This window comes from Nonomuraea sp. NPDC049750 (assembly GCF_040659625.1).
Taxonomy (GTDB): Bacteria; Actinomycetota; Actinomycetes; order Streptosporangiales; family Streptosporangiaceae; genus Nonomuraea.
In genome coordinates, this window is sequence record NZ_JBFANB010000033.1 from 93,677 (window position 1) to 111,017 (window position 17,341).

Genomic DNA, 17,341 nt, shown 5'->3' on the forward strand with positions numbered 1-17,341 from the left:
GCGTACGGACAGGCCGGGTTACGGCGCGTCGACGGCGGGCGGATCATCGCCCAGCGTGCGGACGCGCCGGGTCGCGAGGGCGCGCGCGGCGAGTTCCGCGTCCGGCGGGTAGGTCACCTCTTCCAGGCACAGGCCGTGCGCGGGCGCCACATGCACCCCGGAGTCCCGTACGGCCCGCCCCAGCACCTGCCCGGGCCACTCGACAGGCCGGCGCCCATCGGCGGCCGACAGGAGGGAGCCGACCAGCGACCGCACCATCGAGTGGCAGAACGCGTCGGCGACCACGGTGGCGACCAGCACCCCGTCGCCCTCCCGCACCCAGTCGAGCCGTTGCAGCCGCCGGATCGTGGTGGCCCCCTCGCGCTTCTTGCAGAAGGCGGCGAAGTCGTGCTCGCCGAGCAGGTGCGTGGCCGCCGCGTTCAGCGCGTCCAGGTCCAGCGGCCGGTTGTGCCAGACCACCTCCCGGCGCCGCAACGGATCCACCCCACCGGCCGCGTCACTGACCCGGTACGCGTACCGCCGTGACAAGGCGGAGAACCGCGCGTCAAAGCCCTCAGAAGCCACGGAGACCCGATGAACGCGTACATCTGACTCCAGCACCCCGGCCAGCCGCCGCAGGAGTGTAGCGAGCCGCTCATCCACGTCCAGCGGCAACACCGCGCCGGCCCTCACAGAGCCGACAGCCGGAAAGAGAGCCGCGGAGTCGGCCGCCAGAAAAGCCGCCGTGGGGGCCGCCGCAGGCTCGGGCCCGGCGGATCTCCGGTGGTTGCGGTCGAGGGCGGAGAACGCCTCCACGGGAAGATCCACGTGCGCCACCTGCCCGCGCGCGTGCACCCCGGCATCCGTACGCCCGGCGACGGTCAACGCCGGTGGCTCGGCCAGCCGCAGGATCCTGCCGAGCGCCCGCTCGATCTCCCCCTGGACCGTACGCAGCCCCGGCTGCCTGGCCCACCCGGAGAAGTCGGTCCCGTCATAGCCGAGATCAAGCCGGAGCCGTACCACCATCGCCCTCCCCAAAACGCGAACAGGCCCGAACCCCCGCGAGAGGGGCTCGAGCCCGATTCAACTGGGCCCGGAATCCCCGCATAAAAGGGGGTCTGGGCCCGATTCAGCTGACCTGACGGATCAGGCCTCGTCCTTCTTAGCCTCGCCGGCCTCAGCCTCGGCCGAACCCGACTCAGCGGCCTCAGCCGTGGCGGCCTCGTCCGACGCGGCGGTCTCCGCGGCGGCCGGCGCCTCAGTCTCGGCCTCAGCGGCGGGAGCGGGAGCGGCAGCGGCGGCCGGAGCCTCCGTGCGCGACACGCGAACCGGGTTCAGCGGCTCGGTCACCAGCTCGATCACCGCCATGGGGGCGTTGTCACCCTTACGGGCGCCCACCTTGGTGATGCGGGTGTAACCGCCGGGACGCTCGGCGAACGTCACCGCGATGTCCGTGAACAGGTGGTGGACGACGCCCTTGTCCTTGACGACCGTGAGCACCTGGCGACGGTTGTGGATGTCGCCCTTCTTCGCCTTGGTGATCAGGCGCTCCGCCAGCGGACGGACGCGCTTGGCCTTGGCAACCGTGGTGCGGATCTTGCCGTGGCGGAACAGGTCCGTGGCGAGGTTCGCCAGGATCAGCCGCTCGTGCGCCGGGCTGCCGCCAAGACGTGCACCCTTGGTGGGCTTGGGCATTGCGTTCTCCTTGTGAGTTAACCCGCCCCGGCCGTACCAGGTACCGGAGTCGGGCCGGTCGCAGTCGCTCTAGGGGCGATGCGAGCCGTTACCGTCGCCCGCGCCGAACGGGAACCGTTCGGCGCGGGGAGTCGCGAGGCAGAGCCCTCGCGATGGCTTAGTACTGCTCGGTCTCGACGTACGCGCTGTCGTCGTCGTCGTAGCCGGCGCCGGCCACCGCGCTCGGGTCGAACCCGGGCGGGGAGTCCTTGAGCGCCAGCGTCATCTCGTGCAGCTTCTGCTTGACCTCTTCGATCGACTTGGCGCCGAAATTCCTTATGTCGAGCAGGTCCTGCTCGCTGCGGGCGACGAGCTCACCCACGGTGTGGATGCCCTCGCGCTTGAGGCAGTTGTAGGAGCGAACGGTGAGGTTCAGCTCCTCGATCGGCAGCGCCAGGTCGGCGGCCAGGGCGGCGTCGGTCGGCGACGGGCCGATGTCGATGCCCTCGGCCTCGACGTTGAGCTCACGGGCCAGGCCGAAGAGCTCGACGAGGGTCTTACCGGCGGAGGCCACCGCGTCGCGGGGCTTCATGGCCGGCTTGGTCTCGACGTCGAGGATCAGACGGTCGAAGTCGGTACGCTGCTCGACTCGGGTCGCCTCGACCTTGTAGGTGACCTTGAGCACCGGGGAGTAGATCGAGTCGATCGGAATGCGGCCGATCTCCTGACCCGGCTGCTTGTTCTGCGCGGCGGAGACGTAGCCGCGACCGCGCTCGACGGTCAGCTCCATCTCCAGCTTCGCCTTGCCGTTGAGCGTGGCGATGCGCAGCTCGGGGTTGTGCACCTCGACACCGGCCGGCGGCGCGATGTCGGCGGCGGTGACCTCACCCGGGCCCTGCTTGCGCAGGTACATCACGACCGGCTCGTCGTGCTCGGAGGAGACGACGAGCTCCTTGAGGTTGAGGATGATGTCGGTGACATCTTCCTTGACCCCGGGAACGGTCGAGAACTCGTGCAGCACGCCCTCGATCCGGATGCTCGTCACGGCCGCGCCCGGAATGGACGACAGCAGCGTGCGGCGGACCGAGTTGCCGATGGTGTAGCCGAAACCCGGCTCCAGCGGCTCGATGACGAATCGGGATCGGGTGTCGTCGATCGACTCTTCGAGAAGAGTCGGGCGCTGAGCGATCAGCATGTGGGGTCTCCCCTTTTCGTGTGGCGCCCGCTATATGACGCCACTCCGATACAAGCCTAGTTGAGGTGCGGCGAACCGCACCTCAACCACTACTTACTTCGAGTAGTACTCGACGATCAGCTGTTCCTGAACCTGGGTGTCGATCTGCTGACGGACCGGCAGCTGGTGGATCAGGACGCGGATCTTGTCCGGCACGACGCCGAGCCACGCCGGGACCGAGCGGTCACCGGCGGTGGCGCGAGCCACCTCGTACGGGAGCAGGTTGCGCTTGGTCTCACGGACCTCGATGATGTCGTGCTCACGCACGCGGTACGAGGGGATGTCGACCTTCTTGCCGTTGACCAGGAAGTGTCCGTGACGGACCTGCTGGCGAGCGGCGTCGCGCGACTGGGCGAACCCGGCGCGGTAGACCACGTTGTCGAGACGGCTCTCCAGGATCTGGAGCAGCGCCTCACCGGTCTTGCCGCTCTTGCGGGTGGCTTCCTCGTAGTAGTTGTGGAACTGCTTCTCGAGGACGCCGTAAATGCGGCGGGTCTTCTGCTTCTCACGAAGCTGAAGCTGGTACTCGGACTCCTTGGGACGTCCGCGGCCGTGCTCACCCGGCGGGTAAGGACGGATCTCGATGGGGCACTTCGCGGACTCGCACTTGCTGCCCTTGAGGAAGAGCTTGGTCTTCTCGCGGCGGCAGAGCTTGCAGTCCGCACCCGTGTAACGAGCCATTTCTCAGATTCTCCTGGGTGTCAGACGCGGCGGCGCTTCGGCGGACGGCAGCCGTTGTGCGGAACCGGGGTGACGTCCTGGATCGAACCCACTTCGAGGCCGGTGGCCTGAAGGGAACGGATCGCGGTCTCACGGCCGGAGCCGGGACCCTTGACGAAGACGTCAACCTTGCGCATGCCGTGCTCCATGGCGCGGCGGGCGGCGTTCTCGGCGGCCATCTGAGCGGCGAACGGGGTGGACTTACGGGAGCCCTTGAAACCCACGTGGCCGGCGCTGGCCCAGGAGATCACGTTCCCGTTGGGGTCGGTGATCGAAACGATCGTGTTGTTGAACGTGCTCTTGATGTGGGCGTGCCCATGAGCGACGTTCTTCTTTTCCTTGCGGCGCACCTTCTTGGGCGCACCCTGACGGCTCTTAGGAGGCATCCTTTGCCTTCACTCCTGAGGTGTTCGGTCCCGCGGCTGCGTGGACTACTTCTTACCGGGCTTCTTCTTGCCGGCCACGGTCTTCTTCTTGCCCTTGCGGGTGCGCGCGTTGGTCTGCGTGCGCTGACCGTGGACAGGCAGGCCCTTGCGGTGCCGAATGCCCTGGTAGCACCCAATCTCGATCTTGCGGCGAATGTCGGCCTGAACCTCACGGCGCAGGTCACCCTCGATCTTGAAGTTCGCCTCGATGTAGTCACGCATCGGGACGAGCTCAGCGTCGGTGAGCTGATGCACGCGGGTGTCGCCGCTGACACCGGTGGCCTCGAGGACCTCCAGCGCACGGGTGCGGCCGATTCCGTAAATGTAGGTGAGAGCGATCTCCAGCCGCTTTTCGCGGGGGAGGTCGACGCCAACCAGGCGAGCCATGGTCGGGCATTCTCCTTCGTTGTGGCGGAGGTCTTGCGCCTCACGTCCCCTCCCCATGCCCGGGGTGAGGGCCTCGGCCTCCGACCGAGGGTCTCCTGGGTGGTACGGCCCGGAAATCAGGCCGCCTGCTCAGGTGTGACGCGCGATTACTGTCTCAGGCTTCTCATGCGTCGAGCCCGCTCCCTGACTGGGGCGGACTCGGAGAAGCCTTACGGCGACTAACCCTGACGCTGCTTGTGGCGCAGGTTGTCGCAGATCACCATGACGCGACCGTGCCGGCGGATCACCTTGCACTTGTCGCAGATCTTCTTGACGCTCGGCTTTACCTTCATTGTCCTTCGTGTTCCTCAGACGTCTTACTTGTATCGGTAGACGATCCGCCCACGACTCAGGTCGTAGGGGCTCAGTTCCACGACTACCCGGTCGTCGGGCAGGATCCGGATGTAGTGCATCCGCATCCGTCCGCTGATGTGGGCCAGGACCTTATGGCCGTTGTCAAGCTGCACCCGGAACATAGCGTTCGGGAGCGACTCGACCACAGTGCCCTCGATCTCGATGGCGCCGTCTTTTTTGGCCAAAATTCCTCGCGTTTCACTGATCGATCGTCTGAGGCTCCGGTTCACTAAGCAGCCGCGACCTCACGCTTCGAAGAGAGCGGCGACCGGCAACGGGCGCCGACGCGTGATAGTCATAGTGAGCCGAGTAAGGAGTGTACGACACCTGAGACAAAAACGCGAAACGCGTGTCAGGTGTCCTGACACAACCACGAGTCAGCTTACCCCACCCGCGAACCCGTATGAGCCGAGCGGCACAGCGATTCGGGCGGCACAGCGATTCAGGCGGCACAGCGGTTCGGGTGGCACAGCAAAGGCCCACCGGCGAACCGGCGGGCCCTCGCGAGTCAGCACACCCCCTGGGATGACTCCCCCCTGATGTGCCGTGAAGACGCTGATGTGCTTAGAAGACGTCGTGCCAGCCGCCGCAGCCGCTGTTGCGCGAGCCGCCCTCACACACCTGGATCTTGAAGTCCCTCTTGAAGCGGATGCTGTCGAAGTGCCGGCGGTCGTCGGACCGGTACCAGTTGCGGTGGAAGTCGCCGTGCCGGTCGTAGTACTGGAACCACACGTAGCTGTAGTCGCCGTCGTTGTGGTGACGGTCGTACAGGTCGCCGTAGAAGTAGTAGTTGCCCCCGCGCTTCTGCCAGTAGCCCTTGAAGTACGACTCGTGGCCGCCGTTCTCGGAGCCGTTGGAGAAGTACGGGCCGAAGAAGTGCCTCGGGCCGGCCTGGGCGCTCTGCGCCTGGGTGGCGGTCGCGGCGTCGGCCTGGGCCGTGGGAGCGATGGCCAGCGCACCGGCGACCATCGAGCCGGCGAGAGCGGTGCCCGCGAGAAGGTGACGAATACCCACTGTGTCCTCCTGTAAGACGGTTCCCCGTACCGGACCGGGACTGCTCGGGTGAGCCCCTCTGTTGTCCGGCACCGCTTACGTTAGGAAGGACATTCGCCGCCTTCTGCGGACGAATACACACAGTGCACTACTACACACTCACTGACGCTTTTGACCGCCCCCGAAGATGGTGCTGATCAGCAGAATCGCACCCCAGGGACCCATCACCCACAGCGGCCAGGGGTAGATCATGTGCCCGGAGGTGACGCTCACGATCAGCCAGATCACCCAGTTGATCGAGCTCGCCGCGGCCCACGCGCTCCAGGCCGCGCGCATTCCCGAGTGCATGCCGCTCTTGGGCGCCGGGGTGGGCTCGGTCAGCTTGGCGGGCGGGTTGCGCAGGTCCACGTCCGGCAGGTCCGCGGTCAGCCGGGCCAACTCGCCGTAGGTCTTGCTCTGGTAGAGCTGTTCGAGCCGCTCGTTGAACTCGTCCATCGTGATGCGGCCCTGCGCGGTGTGCTCCCGGAGCACGCCGGCCACCCGATCTCTGTCGACGTCCGAGGCACGCATCTCGGGGCTCTGCGCCATACCCACCACTCCCGGCTCGTCTACGGCTGCGCCAAGCGCTCTTCGCCCCCATCGAGGGCGGTTAGCACCCAAGGACCATTATGTGTCACCGCGACGCTGTGTTCGAAGTGTGCGGATTGCTTCCCGTCGATCGTCACGACGGTCCAATCGTCGGCCAGTACGCGCGTGCGCTCCGTGCCCAGGTTGACCATGGGCTCGATCGCCAGGCACATCCCGGCCTCCAGCACGGGTCCCCTGCCGGGACGGCCGTGGTTGGCGATCCACGGGTCCATGTGCATCTCGGTGCCGATGCCGTGGCCGCCGTACTCGGGCGGGATGCCGAAGCGGCCCTGCGACTTGATGTAGCGCTCCACCTCGTACCCGATGTCCGACAGGTGGCGGCCGACGGTCAGCGCGGCGATGCCGCGCCACATCGACTCCTCGGTGATCCGCATGAGCTCGGTGAGCTTCGGGTCCACCTCCCCCACCGGCACCGTGACCGCCGAGTCGCCGTGCCAGCCGTCGAGGATGGCGCCGCAGTCGATGGAGATGACGTCGCCTTCGCGCAGCGCGCGGGCGCTCGTCGGGATGCCGTGGACGACTTCCTCGTTGACCGAGGCGCAGATCGTGGCGGGAAACCCCTGATAGCCCTTGAACGACGGGATGGCGCCCTCATCCCTGATCGCCTTCTCCGCGATGGCGTCGAGGTCCAGGGGTGTCATCCCCGGCTCGACGGAGCGCTTCAACAGATCGAGCGTTCGCCCGACCACCAGACCGGCCGCCCGCATCTTGTCGAGCTGCTCGGGCGTCTTGATCTGGATTCCATGCCGGTTCTTCTTGAACACGTGTGGCACCCCCCCGGGGTCTCAACGGGCAGATGTGGGAGCCCAATTCCCTCACAATAGCCGCGAGGTGGCACGGAAATCCGTGCCACCTCCGCAGTCGGCCATCGGGCTTACCCCATGAAAGGGCGGATGGCCTCCATGGCCCGCTGGGTGACCTCCTCGACCGGACCGGTCGCGTCGACACCCACGAGGATGCCCTCGTCCGCGTAGTAGGACACCAGCGGCGCCGTCTGCTCCTGGTAGACCTCCAGGCGATGCCTGACCGTCTCCTCTTTGTCGTCGTCACGCTGGAACAGCGTGCCGCCGCAGGCGTCGCACCGGTCGTCCTTCTTGTCATCGAACTCGACGTGCCAGATGCGACCGCACTGGCTGCAGGTGCGGCGGCCGGCCAGCCGCCTGACCACCTCGTCGTCGTCAACTACCAGCTCCAGGACCAGGTCGAGCGCCTGGCCCCACTCCTTCAGCATGTCGCGCAGGATCTCGGCCTGAGCGACGTTCCTGGGGAAGCCGTCGAGCAGGAAGCCGTCCTGCGCGTCGTCCTCGGCGAGACGGTCGCGGACCATGGCGATGGTGACCTTGTCGGGCACCAGGTCGCCGCGGTCCATGAACGTCTTGGCGAGCTTGCCGAGCTCCGTGCCCCCGGAGACGTTGGCACGGAAGATGTCACCTGTCGAGATCTTCGGGATGGACAGGTTCGACGCGATGTACTGGGCCTGTGTCCCCTTACCCGCTCCGGGGGGCCCGACCAGAACGAGACGCACTACCGCAGGAAGCCTTCGTAATTACGCTGCTGCAACTGGCTCTCGATCTGCTTGACCGTGTCCAGGCCGACGCCAACCATGATCAGAATGCTCGTCCCTCCGAACGGGAAGTTCTGGCTCGCTCCGGCCACCGCGAGCGCGACGATCGGGATCATGGCGATCAGACCCAGATAGAGCGCGCCGGGGGCGGTCAGGCGGGTGAGCACAAAACTCAGGTAACCAGCCGTCGGCCGTCCCGGGCGGATGCCCGGAATGAACCCACCGTACTTCTTCATGTTGTCAGCCACTTCAGTGGGGTTGAAGGTGATGGACACGTAGAAGTAGGTGAAGAACACGATCAGGACGAAGAACGTGATCATGTAGATGGGCGTGTCGCCCTTGGTGAGGTTCGCGGAGATCCACTGCACGACCGCGTTGGGGTTCTCCGCGTTGGCGAACAGCGAGGTCAGCAGCTGCGGCAGATAGAGCAGCGAGGACGCGAAGATGACCGGGATGATACCGGCCTGGTTGACCTTCAGCGGGATGTAAGTGGACGTGCCGCCGTACATCCTGCGGCCGACCATCCGCTTGGCGTACTGCACCGGAATGCGGCGCTGCGCCTGCTCGACGAAGACCACGGCGGCGATCATGAAGACGCCTACCACCATGACGACGGCGAAGGTGAACTTGTTGGCCTGGAAGATGCTGGCCAGCTCGGACGGGAAGACCGCGACGACCTGCGTGAAGATGAGGATCGACATGCCGTTGCCCACACCACGGTCGGTGATGAGCTCGCCCAGCCACATGATGACCGAGGTGCCGGCCGTCATGATGACGACCATCGTGACGATCATGAAGATGTTGTCGGGGTCGAGCAGGACGTCCTTGTCACAGCCCTGGAAGAGCTGCCCGGAGCGCGCCAGCGCGATGAACGCCGTCGACTGCAGGATGCCCAGACCGATCGTCAGATAACGCGTATATTGTGTGATCTTCGTCTGACCGGCCTGCCCCTCCTTCTTGAGGGCTTCAAGGCGTGGGATCACGACAACGAGAAGTTGGAGAATGATGCTGGCGGTGATGTACGGCATGATGCCCAGTGCGAACACCGACAGCTTCAGGAGCGCGCCGCCGCTGAACAGCTGCACCATCCCGTAGATATTGCCGTTTTCACCGTTGCGGACCTGATCAAAACAGGACGCAAGGTTCTGGACGTGAACTCCCGGAGTCGGAAGAACCGAGCCGAGTCGGAACAGCGCGATGATGCCCAGAGTGAAGAGCAACTTCTTGCGCAGATCCGGCGTCCGGAACGCCCGGGTAAACGCGGTCAGCACGGTCCCTCCTGCGCGCCTATAAGGCGGTGTGAGTATGCGATGGTGCGGGGATCTGCCATCAGAAGTCTCATGTCAAAACGAGCCGGACAGAATCCTGCCGTCTCGCGAACTCTAACGCACTACGGGCGTGGGGGCCCATGGTCAGAGCCCCCACGCCTCGTAATAGCTCTTACAGCTCGGTAACGGAACCCCCAGCAGCGGCGATTTTCTCCTTCGCGGAAGACGAGAAGGCATGCGCCCGCACGTTCACCGCGACCGAGATCTCGCCGGTGCCGAGCACCTTCACCAGCTGGTTCTTGCGGACAGCACCCTTGGCGACCAGCGTCTCGACGGTGACCTCGCCACCCTCGGGGAACAGCTCGCCGAGCCTGTCCAGGTTGACGACCTGGTAGGTCGTCTTGAACAGCGCGTTGGAGAAGCCCTTGAGCTTCGGCAGACGCCTCTGCAGCGGCACCTGGCCACCCTCGAAACCGAGGGGGACCGTCGTACGGGCGTGGCTGCCCTTGGTGCCGCGACCGGCCGTCTTACCCTTGGACGCCTCGCCGCGACCCTTGCGGATCTTGGACTTGTTGGCGCCGGGGGCCGGACGCAGGTCGTGAATCTTGAGCGGAGCCTTGTCAGTCATGACTAGTCGACCTCTTCCACCTCGACGAGGTGCGTCACCACGGAGACCATGCCGCGAATCTCGGGCCGGTCCTCCTTGACGACGACATCGCCGATTCGCTTCAGGCCAAGCGAACGCAGCGAGTCACGCTGGTTCTGCTTGCCACCGATCTTCGAGCGAACCTGAGTGATCTTCAGGCGTGCCATGACTAGCTCACCGCCTTGGCGGCCGCCGCTTCGGCGATGCCTTCGCGCTGAGCCTTCAGCATCCGGGCCGGAGCGACGTCCTCGATCGGCAGACCACGGCGGGCGGCGATCTCCTCGGGCCGGGAAAGACCCTTCAGAGCCGCCACCGTGGCGTGCACGATGTTGATGGGGTTGTCCGAGCCGAGCGACTTGGACAGGACGTCGTGGATGCCGGCGCACTCCAGAACGGCGCGCACCGGGCCACCGGCGATGACGCCGGTACCGGCGGAAGCCGGACGCAGGAAGACGACACCGGCCGCCTCCTCACCCTGCACGGTGTGCGGGATGGTGCCCTGGATCCTCGGGACCTTGAAGAAGTGCTTCTTGGCCTCTTCGACGCCCTTGGCGATGGCCGCGGGGACTTCCTTGGCCTTGCCATAGCCGACGCCGACCAGGCCGTTGCCGTCACCGACGACGACGAGGGCGGTGAAGCTGAAGCGACGACCACCCTTCACGACCTTGGCCACTCGGTTGATCTTCACTACGCGCTCGATGTACGAGACGCCCTTGTCGGCGGCGCCACCGCGGCGATCGTCACGACGGTCCCGCCGCTCGCCACCGGTGCCGCCACCGCGACGCGGAGCTGCAGCCATCAGTGGTTCCTCATCTCAGTTGCCATATCAGAACTCGAGCCCACCTTCGCGGGCGCTGTCCGCCAGAGCGGCGATGCGCCCGGCGTAGCGGTTGCCACCGCGGTCGAACACGACCGCCGTGATCCCGGCTTCCTTGGCCCGCTGAGCGAGGAGCTCGCCGACCTTCTTGGCCTTCTCGGTCTTGTCAGCCTCGAGCGTGCGCAGCGCGGAGTCCATGGTGGACGCGCTCACCAGCGTGTGGCCGACGGAGTCGTCCACGATCTGCACGAACAGGTGACGAGTCGAACGGTTGACGACCAAGCGCGGACGCGCGGCCGTACCGACGACGTTCTTGCGGACGCGGCGGTGACGGCGGGCCCGCGAGACGGTGCGGGCAGCCGTGTGCTTGCCGAACGCAGTCTTCGGAGCCATGCCTACTTACCAGCCTTTCCGACCTTGCGGCGGATCTGTTCGCCCTGGTAACGCACGCCCTTGCCCTTGTACGGGTCAGGCTTGCGCAACTTGCGGATGTTGGCCGCGACCTCGCCGACCTTCTGCTTGTCGATGCCGTCCACGTGGAACAGGGTCGGCTTCTCGACGCGGAAGGTGACGCCCTCGGGGGCGTCGACGATGACCGGGTGACTGAAGCCCAGTGCGAACTCCAGCTGCGCCGGGCCCTTGGCCTGAACGCGGTAACCGACGCCGACGATCTCCAAGGTCTTGGAGTAGCCCTGCGTGACGCCCTGCACCATGTTGGCGATCAGCGTCCGCGACAGGCCGTGCAGCGCACGGACCTTGTTCTCGTCGTTGGGCCGGGTGACGGCGATAGCGCCGTCGTCATCGCGACCCACCTTGATGGGATCCGCGACTGTATGAGAAAGCGTGCCCTTCGGGCCCTTGACCTGGACATCCTGGCCGCTGATCGCGATGTCAACGCCGCTCGGCACAGGGATGGGCAGCCGTCCGATTCTCGACATGCTGTGTTCCTCCCCTCTACCAGACGTAGGCGAGGACTTCCCCGCCCACGCCACGCTTGCCGGCCTGCTTGTCGGTCATGAGACCGGCGGACGTCGAGATGATCGCGACACCCAGCCCTCCCAGAACGCGAGGCAGGTTGTCCTTCTTCGCATACACCCGCAGACCGGGCTTCGACACCCGGCGCAGCCCCGCGAGCGACCGCTCACGGGTAGGCCCGAACTTGAGCTCCACCACGAGGTTCTTGCCAACCTTGGCGTCTTCGACGGTCCAAGCCTGGATGTAACCCTCCTGCTGGAGGATCTCGGCGATGTGCGCCTTGATCTTCGAATACGGCATGGTCACGCTGTCGTGATACGCCGAGTTCGCATTACGCAGACGCGTCAGCATGTCTGCGATCGGGTCGGTCATCGTCATGGCCAGTGGCCTTCCTCGCCGCGGTTTCCAGTCGGTGAAGCGGAGCTCTACCGGTGGACCTTCGGCGCGGTCATGGGCGCTCTCTAGGAGAGCACCCGGTTTGACAGGTTCAACATATGTACGGCGAGCAGCCCCCACGGGGGCGACACGTGGCCGCCCCCAAGGGTAACTACCAGCTGGACTTGGTGATGCCGGGCAGCTCGCCCCGGTGCGCCATCTCACGGAAGCACACACGGCAGAGCCCGAACTTGCGGTAGACGGCGCGGGGCCGGCCACAACGCGTGCAACGGGTGTACGCCCGGACTTCGAACTTCTGCTTACGCCCTGCCTTGGCGATCAGCGACTTCTTCGCCATGATCAGGCCTCCTTGAAGGGGAACCCGAGGAGCTTCAGCAGCGCCCGGCCCTGGTCGTCGGTCTTCGCGGTGGTCACGACCGTGATGTCCATGCCCCGCGGCCGGTCGACCTTGTCCTGGTCGACCTCGTGGAACATGACCTGCTCGGTCAGACCGAACGTGTAGTTGCCGTTGCCGTCGAACTGCTTGGGCGACAGGCCACGGAAGTCCCTGATGCGGGGCAGCGCCAGCGACAGCAGCCTGTCGAGGAACTCCCACATCCGGTCGCCGCGGAGCGTGACGTGCGCGCCGATCGGCATGCCCTCGCGCAGCTTGAACTGGGCGATGGACTTGCGCGCCCGGACGACGGCCGGCTTCTGGCCGGTGATCACGGTGAGGTCGCGCACAGCGCCCTCGATGAGCTTCGAGTCGCGAGCCGCCTCGCCGACACCCATGTTGACCTTGATCTTCACCAGGCCGGGGATCTGCATGACGTTCTCGATGCCGAAGTCCTCGCGAAGCTTGGCCGCGATCTCCTCGCGGTACTTCGTCTTGAGGCGCGGCGTCGGACGCTCGGTCTCAGTGGTCGTGGCAGTCATCAGCTGTCCTCACCCGTCTCGTCGGCCTTGTCCTCGGCCTTCTTGTCGGCGGGCTTGTCCTCGCGCTTCTCGTCCTTGAGCTTCTTCACGTTGCTCACGTGGATGGGAGCCTCCATGGTCTGCACGCCGCCGGTCTTGGCGCCACGCGGGCCCTGGTGGGTCTCCTTGGTGTGCTTCTTGATCATGTTGACGCCCTCGACCACCACGCGGTCTTCCCGCGGGAGGGTGGCGATGACATGACCCTTGGCACCCTTGTCCTTGCCGGTGATGACCTGGACGAGGTCACCCTTCTTCACATGCAGCTTCGGCATTACAGCACCTCCGGCGCGAGCGAGATGATGCGCATGAACTTCTTGTCGCGCAGCTCACGGCCCACCGGGCCGAAGATACGGGTGCCACGAGGGTCACCGCTGTCCTTGATGATGACGGCGGCGTTCTCGTCGAAGCGGATGTAGGAGCCGTCCGGCCGGCGGCGCTCCTTGGCCGTGCGGACGATGACGGCCTTGACCACGTCGCCCTTCTTGACGCCGGTGCTACCGGGCAGGGCATCCTTGACGGTGGCGACGATCACGTCGCCGATACCGGCGTAGCGTCGGCCCGAGCCACCGAGAACGCGGATGCAAAGAATCTCCTTGGCACCCGTGTTGTCGGCGACCTTGAGCCGCGACTCCTGCTGGATCACTGTTTTCTCCTGATTAGTCGCGCCGGTTCTCGTTACCGAGCCTGGCGGAACTCGTATGGTCTTGTTCCTCCGGCTACAGCCCCTGAGTGCCCTCCGAAAGCCCAGGGGCTTCGGGTGGCTCTGGAGCCGCACCGCAGGCGACGCGAGGCCGGAGCCTCGCGTCCTTGGACACCGTCATGGGGGCTTGGCGGCCCCCACGAGGCGCGTTATATCCGAGAAGCCGTTAGGTTACTTGGCCTTCTCGAGGATCTCCACGACCCTCCACCGCTTGGTGGCGGAGAGGGGGCGGGTCTCCATCAGCAGCACGCGGTCGCCGACGCCACAGGCGTTGGCCTCGTCGTGCGCCTTGTACTTGGTCGTACGGCGGATGACCTTGCCGTACAGCCGGTGCTTGACCCGGTCCTCGACGGCGACGACGACGGTCTTGTCCATCTTGTCGCTGACGACCAGGCCCTCACGGACCTTGCGGAAGTTCCGCGCGTCGTCGTTCGTCTCGGTGGTCTCTGTGGTCTCGGTCTCAGCCATCGCTCGTCTCCTTCTCGACCGTGATGATGCCAAGCTCGCGCTCGCGCATCACGGTGTAGATACGGGCGATCTCGCGGCGGACGGCGCGCAGCCGCCCGTGGCTCTCCAACTGTCCGGTCGCTGCCTGGAAGCGGAGGTTGAACAGCTCCTCCTTGGCTTCCTTGAGCTTCTGGACCAGGGTGTCCTCGTCCTCGACTCGCAGCTCGCCGGCGGTCAGGCCCTTAGCCATCACGCCTCACCAACTTCACGCTTAACGATCTTGCACTTCATGGGCAGCTTGTGGATCGCGCGAGTGAGCGCCTCGCGGGCAACCGACTCGGCGACACCGGAAAGCTCGAACATGACGCGACCCGGCTTGACGTTGGCGATCCACCACTCGGGCGAACCCTTACCGGAACCCATGCGGGTCTCAGCCGGCTTCTTGGTCAGCGGGCGGTCGGGGTAGATGTTGATCCACACCTTTCCACCACGCTTGATGTGACGGGTCATCGCAATACGAGCCGACTCGATCTGGCGGTTGGTCACGTAGGAGTGCTCAACAGCCTGGATGCCGAACTCGCCGAACACGACCCTGGTGCCACCCTTGGCGGCGCCACTGCGGTCGGGCCGGTGCTGCTTGCGGTGCTTGACCCTGCGCGGGATCAGCATGGTCAGCTCCCTTCAGCACCCGGCTGCGCAGCCGGGCCGGTCTCGGGGGCAGCCTGTGAGGCCGCCTCAGTCCTGGGGGCACGGTCGCCACGACCGCCACCGCGACGGGCGCCACCGGCGCCACCACGGCGCGGACGGTCGCCGCCGCCACCGCCGCCACCGCGACGGTCGTCACGCTCGCGACGCTGGCCGGCACGGGCGCCGGCAGCCGCCGCCTCGCGCTCGGCGCGGCTCGTGGGCGCCTCGCCCTTGTAGATCCACACCTTCACGCCGATGCGGCCGAAGGTGGTGCGGGCCTCGTAGAAGCCGTAGTCGATGTCCGCGCGGAGCGTGTGCAGCGGCACGCGACCCTCGCGGTAGAACTCCGACCTCGACATCTCGGCGCCGCCAAGACGACCGGAGCACTGCACCCGGATGCCCTTGGCGCCGCTCTTCATGGCCGACTGCATCGCCTTGCGCATGGCGCGGCGGAACGAGACACGGCTGGAGAGCTGCTCGGCGACACCCTGCGCGACGAGCTGGGCGTCGATCTCGGGGTTCTTCACCTCGAGGATGTTGAGCTGAACCTGCTTCTTGGTCAGCTTCTCCAGGTCGCCACGGATCCGGTCGGCCTCCGCGCCGCGACGGCCGATGACGATGCCCGGCCGGGCGGTGTGGATGTCGACCTGGACGCGGTCGGTCGTGCGCTCGATCTCCACCTTGGAGATACCGGCCCGCTCCATGCCCTTCTGCAGCATGCGACGGATCGACACGTCCTCGGCGACGTACGACTTGTACAGCTTGTCGGCGTACCACCGGCTCTTGAAGTCGGTCGTGATGCCGAGGCGGAACCCGTGCGGGTTAACCTTCTGGCCCACTATCGGGTCCTTCCCTTCGGCTCGCGGGACTCCACGATCACGGTGATGTGGCTCGTCCGCTTGTTGATCCGATAGGCACGACCCTGGGCACGCGGACGGAACCGCTTCAGCGTCGGGCCCTCGTCGACCCACGCCCGGCTCACGAAGAGCGTCTGGGGGTCGAGATCGAAGTTGTGCTCTGCATTTGCCATGGCGCTCGAGAGCACCTTGTAGATCGGCTCGCTCGCCGACTGGGGAGCGAACTGCAGCACGGCCTGCGCCTCCGAAGCGGGCAGCCCGCGAATAAGGTCCACCACACGGCGGGCCTTGAGGGGCGTGACGCGGACGAACCGCGCCTGAGCCCTGGCTTCCATCGCTTACTCCTCTTACTGCTTCTGAAGGCGTCTATCGCCGGCTGCGGCGGTCTTCCTTGACGTGGCTGCGGAAGGTGCGCGTCGGGGCGAACTCTCCCAGCTTGTGGCCGATCATCGACTCGGTGACGAACACCGGGACGTGCTTGCGGCCATCGTGTACGGCGATCGTGTGCCCGAGCATGTCAGGCACGATCATGGAGCGCCGCGACCACGTCTTGATGACGGTCTTGGTGCCCTTCTCGTTCTGGACATCCACCTTCTTGGCGAGGTGGCCGTCCACGAAGGGACCCTTCTTAAGGCTACGTGGCATATCGGCTGCTCCTACCGCTTCTTCCTCTTGCTCCGGCGGCGGATGATCAGCCGGTCGCTGGACTTGTTGGCCTGGCGGGTGCGGCCCTCGGGCTTGCCCTTCGGGTTCACCGGGTGGCGACCACCGGAGGTCTTACCCTCACCACCACCGTGCGGGTGGTCAACGGGGTTCATGGCGACACCACGGACGGTCGGGCGCTTGCCCTTCCACCGCATACGGCCGGCCTTGCCCCAGTTGATGTTGGCCTGCTCGGCGTTACCGACCTGACCCACCGACGCCCGGCAGCGCACGTCGACCATGCGCATTTCGCCGGACGGCATACGCAGCGTGGCGTACTGGCCTTCCTTGGCGAGCAGCTGGATCTGAGCGCCCGCGGAGCGGCCGAGCTTGGCGCCGCCGCCCGGACGGAGCTCCACCGCGTGGATGAAGGTACCCGTCGGGATGTTGCGCAGCGGCAGGCAGTTGCCCGGCTTGATGTCGGCCCCGGCGCCGTTCTCGATGCGGTCGCCCTGCTTGAGGCCGGTCGGCGCGATGATGTAGCGCTTCTCGCCGTCGGCGTAGTGCAGCAGAGCGATGTTGGCGGTGCGGTTGGGGTCGTACTCGATGTGAGCGACCTTCGCCGGGATGCCGTCCTTGTCATGCCTACGGAAGTCAATGATCCGGTAGGCGCGCTTGTGACCGCCGCCTTGGTGGCGCGCGGTGACCCGGCCGTGTACGTTGCGGCCGCCCTTGCCATGAAGGGGCGCAAGCAACGACTTCTCGGGCGTGCTGCGGGTGATCTCGGAGAAGTCCGAGACACTCGAGCCGCGGCGACCCGGAGTCGTCGGCTTGTACTTACGGATGCCCATCTTTTTCGTTCATCCTTCGTCGGTTACATGGGTGAGCCCGCCGCACGGACGTGCGACGGTCTCGACCCCTGGCAGGCCGTACGG

General features: G+C 66.1%; 30 protein-coding genes. All 30 read right to left on the reverse strand.

Annotated features, from left to right (window positions below; all coding sequences use genetic code 11):
• Positions 1–18: 18 nt before the first annotated feature.
• The 30 genes from AB0J16_RS48850 to rplB all read right to left on the reverse strand — a co-directional run bounded on the left by AB0J16_RS48850 (position 19) and on the right by rplB (position 17,257).
• A complete protein-coding gene (locus tag AB0J16_RS48850; protein WP_358553076.1) occupies positions 19–1,005 on the reverse strand; it encodes a tRNA pseudouridine synthase A in 987 nt (328 codons plus the stop codon).
• A 120-nt stretch (positions 1,006–1,125) separates the two neighbouring features.
• Entirely contained in the window at positions 1,126–1,674 is a 549-nt protein-coding gene (gene rplQ / locus AB0J16_RS48855; protein WP_358553078.1) for a 50S ribosomal protein L17, read from the reverse strand.
• 157 nt (positions 1,675–1,831) lie between these two features.
• Entirely contained in the window at positions 1,832–2,848 is a 1,017-nt protein-coding gene (locus AB0J16_RS48860; protein ID WP_214633194.1) for a DNA-directed RNA polymerase subunit alpha, read from the reverse strand.
• Between the two features lie 93 nt (positions 2,849–2,941).
• Complete coding sequence (rpsD, locus tag AB0J16_RS48865) at positions 2,942–3,568, reverse strand: 30S ribosomal protein S4 (RefSeq protein ID WP_225293921.1); 627 nt, start codon at positions 3,566–3,568, stop codon at positions 2,942–2,944.
• Positions 3,569–3,588: 20 nt separating this feature from the next.
• Entirely contained in the window at positions 3,589–3,993 is a 405-nt protein-coding gene (gene rpsK / locus AB0J16_RS48870) for a 30S ribosomal protein S11 (RefSeq protein WP_020542285.1), read from the reverse strand.
• A gap of 45 nt (positions 3,994–4,038) precedes the next feature.
• Positions 4,039–4,419, reverse strand: a complete 381-nt coding sequence (rpsM, locus tag AB0J16_RS48875) for a 30S ribosomal protein S13 (RefSeq protein WP_214633192.1) — start codon at positions 4,417–4,419, stop codon at positions 4,039–4,041.
• A 218-nt stretch (positions 4,420–4,637) separates the two neighbouring features.
• Positions 4,638–4,751: a 50S ribosomal protein L36 gene (gene rpmJ, locus AB0J16_RS48880; protein ID WP_003956441.1), complete on the reverse strand. Its 114-nt coding sequence runs from the start codon at positions 4,749–4,751 to the stop codon at positions 4,638–4,640.
• A gap of 24 nt (positions 4,752–4,775) precedes the next feature.
• Positions 4,776–4,997, reverse strand: coding sequence for a translation initiation factor IF-1 (gene infA / locus AB0J16_RS48885; protein ID WP_012887858.1), 222 nt, complete (start codon positions 4,995–4,997; stop codon positions 4,776–4,778).
• Between the two features lie 379 nt (positions 4,998–5,376).
• Positions 5,377–5,826, reverse strand: coding sequence for a hypothetical protein (locus tag AB0J16_RS48890; protein ID WP_358553080.1), 450 nt, complete (start codon positions 5,824–5,826; stop codon positions 5,377–5,379).
• A gap of 138 nt (positions 5,827–5,964) precedes the next feature.
• Positions 5,965–6,393: a DUF1707 domain-containing protein gene (locus AB0J16_RS48895; protein WP_357948180.1), complete on the reverse strand. Its 429-nt coding sequence runs from the start codon at positions 6,391–6,393 to the stop codon at positions 5,965–5,967.
• A gap of 20 nt (positions 6,394–6,413) precedes the next feature.
• Positions 6,414–7,217 (reverse strand): type I methionyl aminopeptidase, encoded by an 804-nt coding sequence (gene map / locus AB0J16_RS48900; protein ID WP_357948177.1) that lies wholly within the window; start codon positions 7,215–7,217, stop codon positions 6,414–6,416.
• A 110-nt stretch (positions 7,218–7,327) separates the two neighbouring features.
• Positions 7,328–7,978: an adenylate kinase gene (locus tag AB0J16_RS48905; protein ID WP_225293929.1), complete on the reverse strand. Its 651-nt coding sequence runs from the start codon at positions 7,976–7,978 to the stop codon at positions 7,328–7,330.
• Complete coding sequence (secY, locus tag AB0J16_RS48910; RefSeq protein WP_225293931.1) at positions 7,978–9,288, reverse strand: preprotein translocase subunit SecY; 1,311 nt, start codon at positions 9,286–9,288, stop codon at positions 7,978–7,980. Before secY ends, AB0J16_RS48905 begins: the two co-directional genes overlap by 1 nt.
• A gap of 169 nt (positions 9,289–9,457) precedes the next feature.
• On the reverse strand, positions 9,458–9,913 hold the full coding sequence (gene rplO / locus AB0J16_RS48915; protein WP_358553082.1) for a 50S ribosomal protein L15: 456 nt from the start codon (positions 9,911–9,913) through the stop codon (positions 9,458–9,460).
• A gap of 2 nt (positions 9,914–9,915) precedes the next feature.
• On the reverse strand, positions 9,916–10,098 hold the full coding sequence (gene rpmD, locus AB0J16_RS48920) for a 50S ribosomal protein L30 (protein WP_080043226.1): 183 nt from the start codon (positions 10,096–10,098) through the stop codon (positions 9,916–9,918).
• A 2-nt stretch (positions 10,099–10,100) separates the two neighbouring features.
• Positions 10,101–10,730, reverse strand: a complete 630-nt coding sequence (gene rpsE, locus AB0J16_RS48925) for a 30S ribosomal protein S5 (protein ID WP_049572667.1) — start codon at positions 10,728–10,730, stop codon at positions 10,101–10,103.
• Positions 10,731–10,757: 27 nt separating this feature from the next.
• Positions 10,758–11,141, reverse strand: coding sequence for a 50S ribosomal protein L18 (gene rplR / locus AB0J16_RS48930; RefSeq protein WP_225293936.1), 384 nt, complete (start codon positions 11,139–11,141; stop codon positions 10,758–10,760).
• 2 nt (positions 11,142–11,143) lie between these two features.
• On the reverse strand, positions 11,144–11,686 hold the full coding sequence (gene rplF / locus AB0J16_RS48935; RefSeq protein ID WP_358553084.1) for a 50S ribosomal protein L6: 543 nt from the start codon (positions 11,684–11,686) through the stop codon (positions 11,144–11,146).
• Positions 11,687–11,702: 16 nt separating this feature from the next.
• Complete coding sequence (rpsH, locus tag AB0J16_RS48940; protein WP_192789898.1) at positions 11,703–12,101, reverse strand: 30S ribosomal protein S8; 399 nt, start codon at positions 12,099–12,101, stop codon at positions 11,703–11,705.
• 169 nt (positions 12,102–12,270) lie between these two features.
• Positions 12,271–12,456, reverse strand: coding sequence for a type Z 30S ribosomal protein S14 (locus AB0J16_RS48945; RefSeq protein WP_090769707.1), 186 nt, complete (start codon positions 12,454–12,456; stop codon positions 12,271–12,273).
• A gap of 2 nt (positions 12,457–12,458) precedes the next feature.
• Entirely contained in the window at positions 12,459–13,034 is a 576-nt protein-coding gene (gene rplE / locus AB0J16_RS48950) for a 50S ribosomal protein L5 (protein ID WP_225293940.1), read from the reverse strand.
• On the reverse strand, positions 13,034–13,336 hold the full coding sequence (gene rplX / locus AB0J16_RS48955) for a 50S ribosomal protein L24 (protein WP_225293984.1): 303 nt from the start codon (positions 13,334–13,336) through the stop codon (positions 13,034–13,036). The genes rplE and rplX overlap by 1 nt, the downstream gene beginning before the upstream one ends.
• Before the next feature lie 8 nt (positions 13,337–13,344).
• Positions 13,345–13,716 carry a 50S ribosomal protein L14 gene (rplN, locus tag AB0J16_RS48960; protein WP_225293942.1) on the reverse strand — a complete coding sequence of 124 codons (372 nt, stop codon included), beginning with the start codon at positions 13,714–13,716 and terminating at the stop codon, positions 13,345–13,347.
• Between the two features lie 228 nt (positions 13,717–13,944).
• Positions 13,945–14,241 (reverse strand): 30S ribosomal protein S17, encoded by a 297-nt coding sequence (gene rpsQ / locus AB0J16_RS48965; RefSeq protein ID WP_219539595.1) that lies wholly within the window; start codon positions 14,239–14,241, stop codon positions 13,945–13,947.
• On the reverse strand, positions 14,234–14,470 hold the full coding sequence (rpmC, locus tag AB0J16_RS48970) for a 50S ribosomal protein L29 (protein WP_214633180.1): 237 nt from the start codon (positions 14,468–14,470) through the stop codon (positions 14,234–14,236). The genes rpsQ and rpmC overlap by 8 nt, the downstream gene beginning before the upstream one ends.
• Positions 14,470–14,889 carry a 50S ribosomal protein L16 gene (rplP, locus tag AB0J16_RS48975; protein WP_219539596.1) on the reverse strand — a complete coding sequence of 140 codons (420 nt, stop codon included), beginning with the start codon at positions 14,887–14,889 and terminating at the stop codon, positions 14,470–14,472. Before rplP ends, rpmC begins: the two co-directional genes overlap by 1 nt.
• A gap of 2 nt (positions 14,890–14,891) precedes the next feature.
• Entirely contained in the window at positions 14,892–15,746 is an 855-nt protein-coding gene (gene rpsC / locus AB0J16_RS48980) for a 30S ribosomal protein S3 (RefSeq protein WP_357948170.1), read from the reverse strand.
• Positions 15,746–16,099 (reverse strand): 50S ribosomal protein L22, encoded by a 354-nt coding sequence (gene rplV / locus AB0J16_RS48985; protein ID WP_219539598.1) that lies wholly within the window; start codon positions 16,097–16,099, stop codon positions 15,746–15,748. The genes rpsC and rplV overlap by 1 nt, the downstream gene beginning before the upstream one ends.
• Positions 16,100–16,130: 31 nt before the next feature.
• Positions 16,131–16,409, reverse strand: coding sequence for a 30S ribosomal protein S19 (rpsS, locus tag AB0J16_RS48990; protein ID WP_357650645.1), 279 nt, complete (start codon positions 16,407–16,409; stop codon positions 16,131–16,133).
• Between the two features lie 11 nt (positions 16,410–16,420).
• A complete protein-coding gene (rplB, locus tag AB0J16_RS48995; RefSeq protein WP_225293948.1) occupies positions 16,421–17,257 on the reverse strand; it encodes a 50S ribosomal protein L2 in 837 nt (278 codons plus the stop codon).
• Positions 17,258–17,341: the final 84 nt, after the last annotated feature.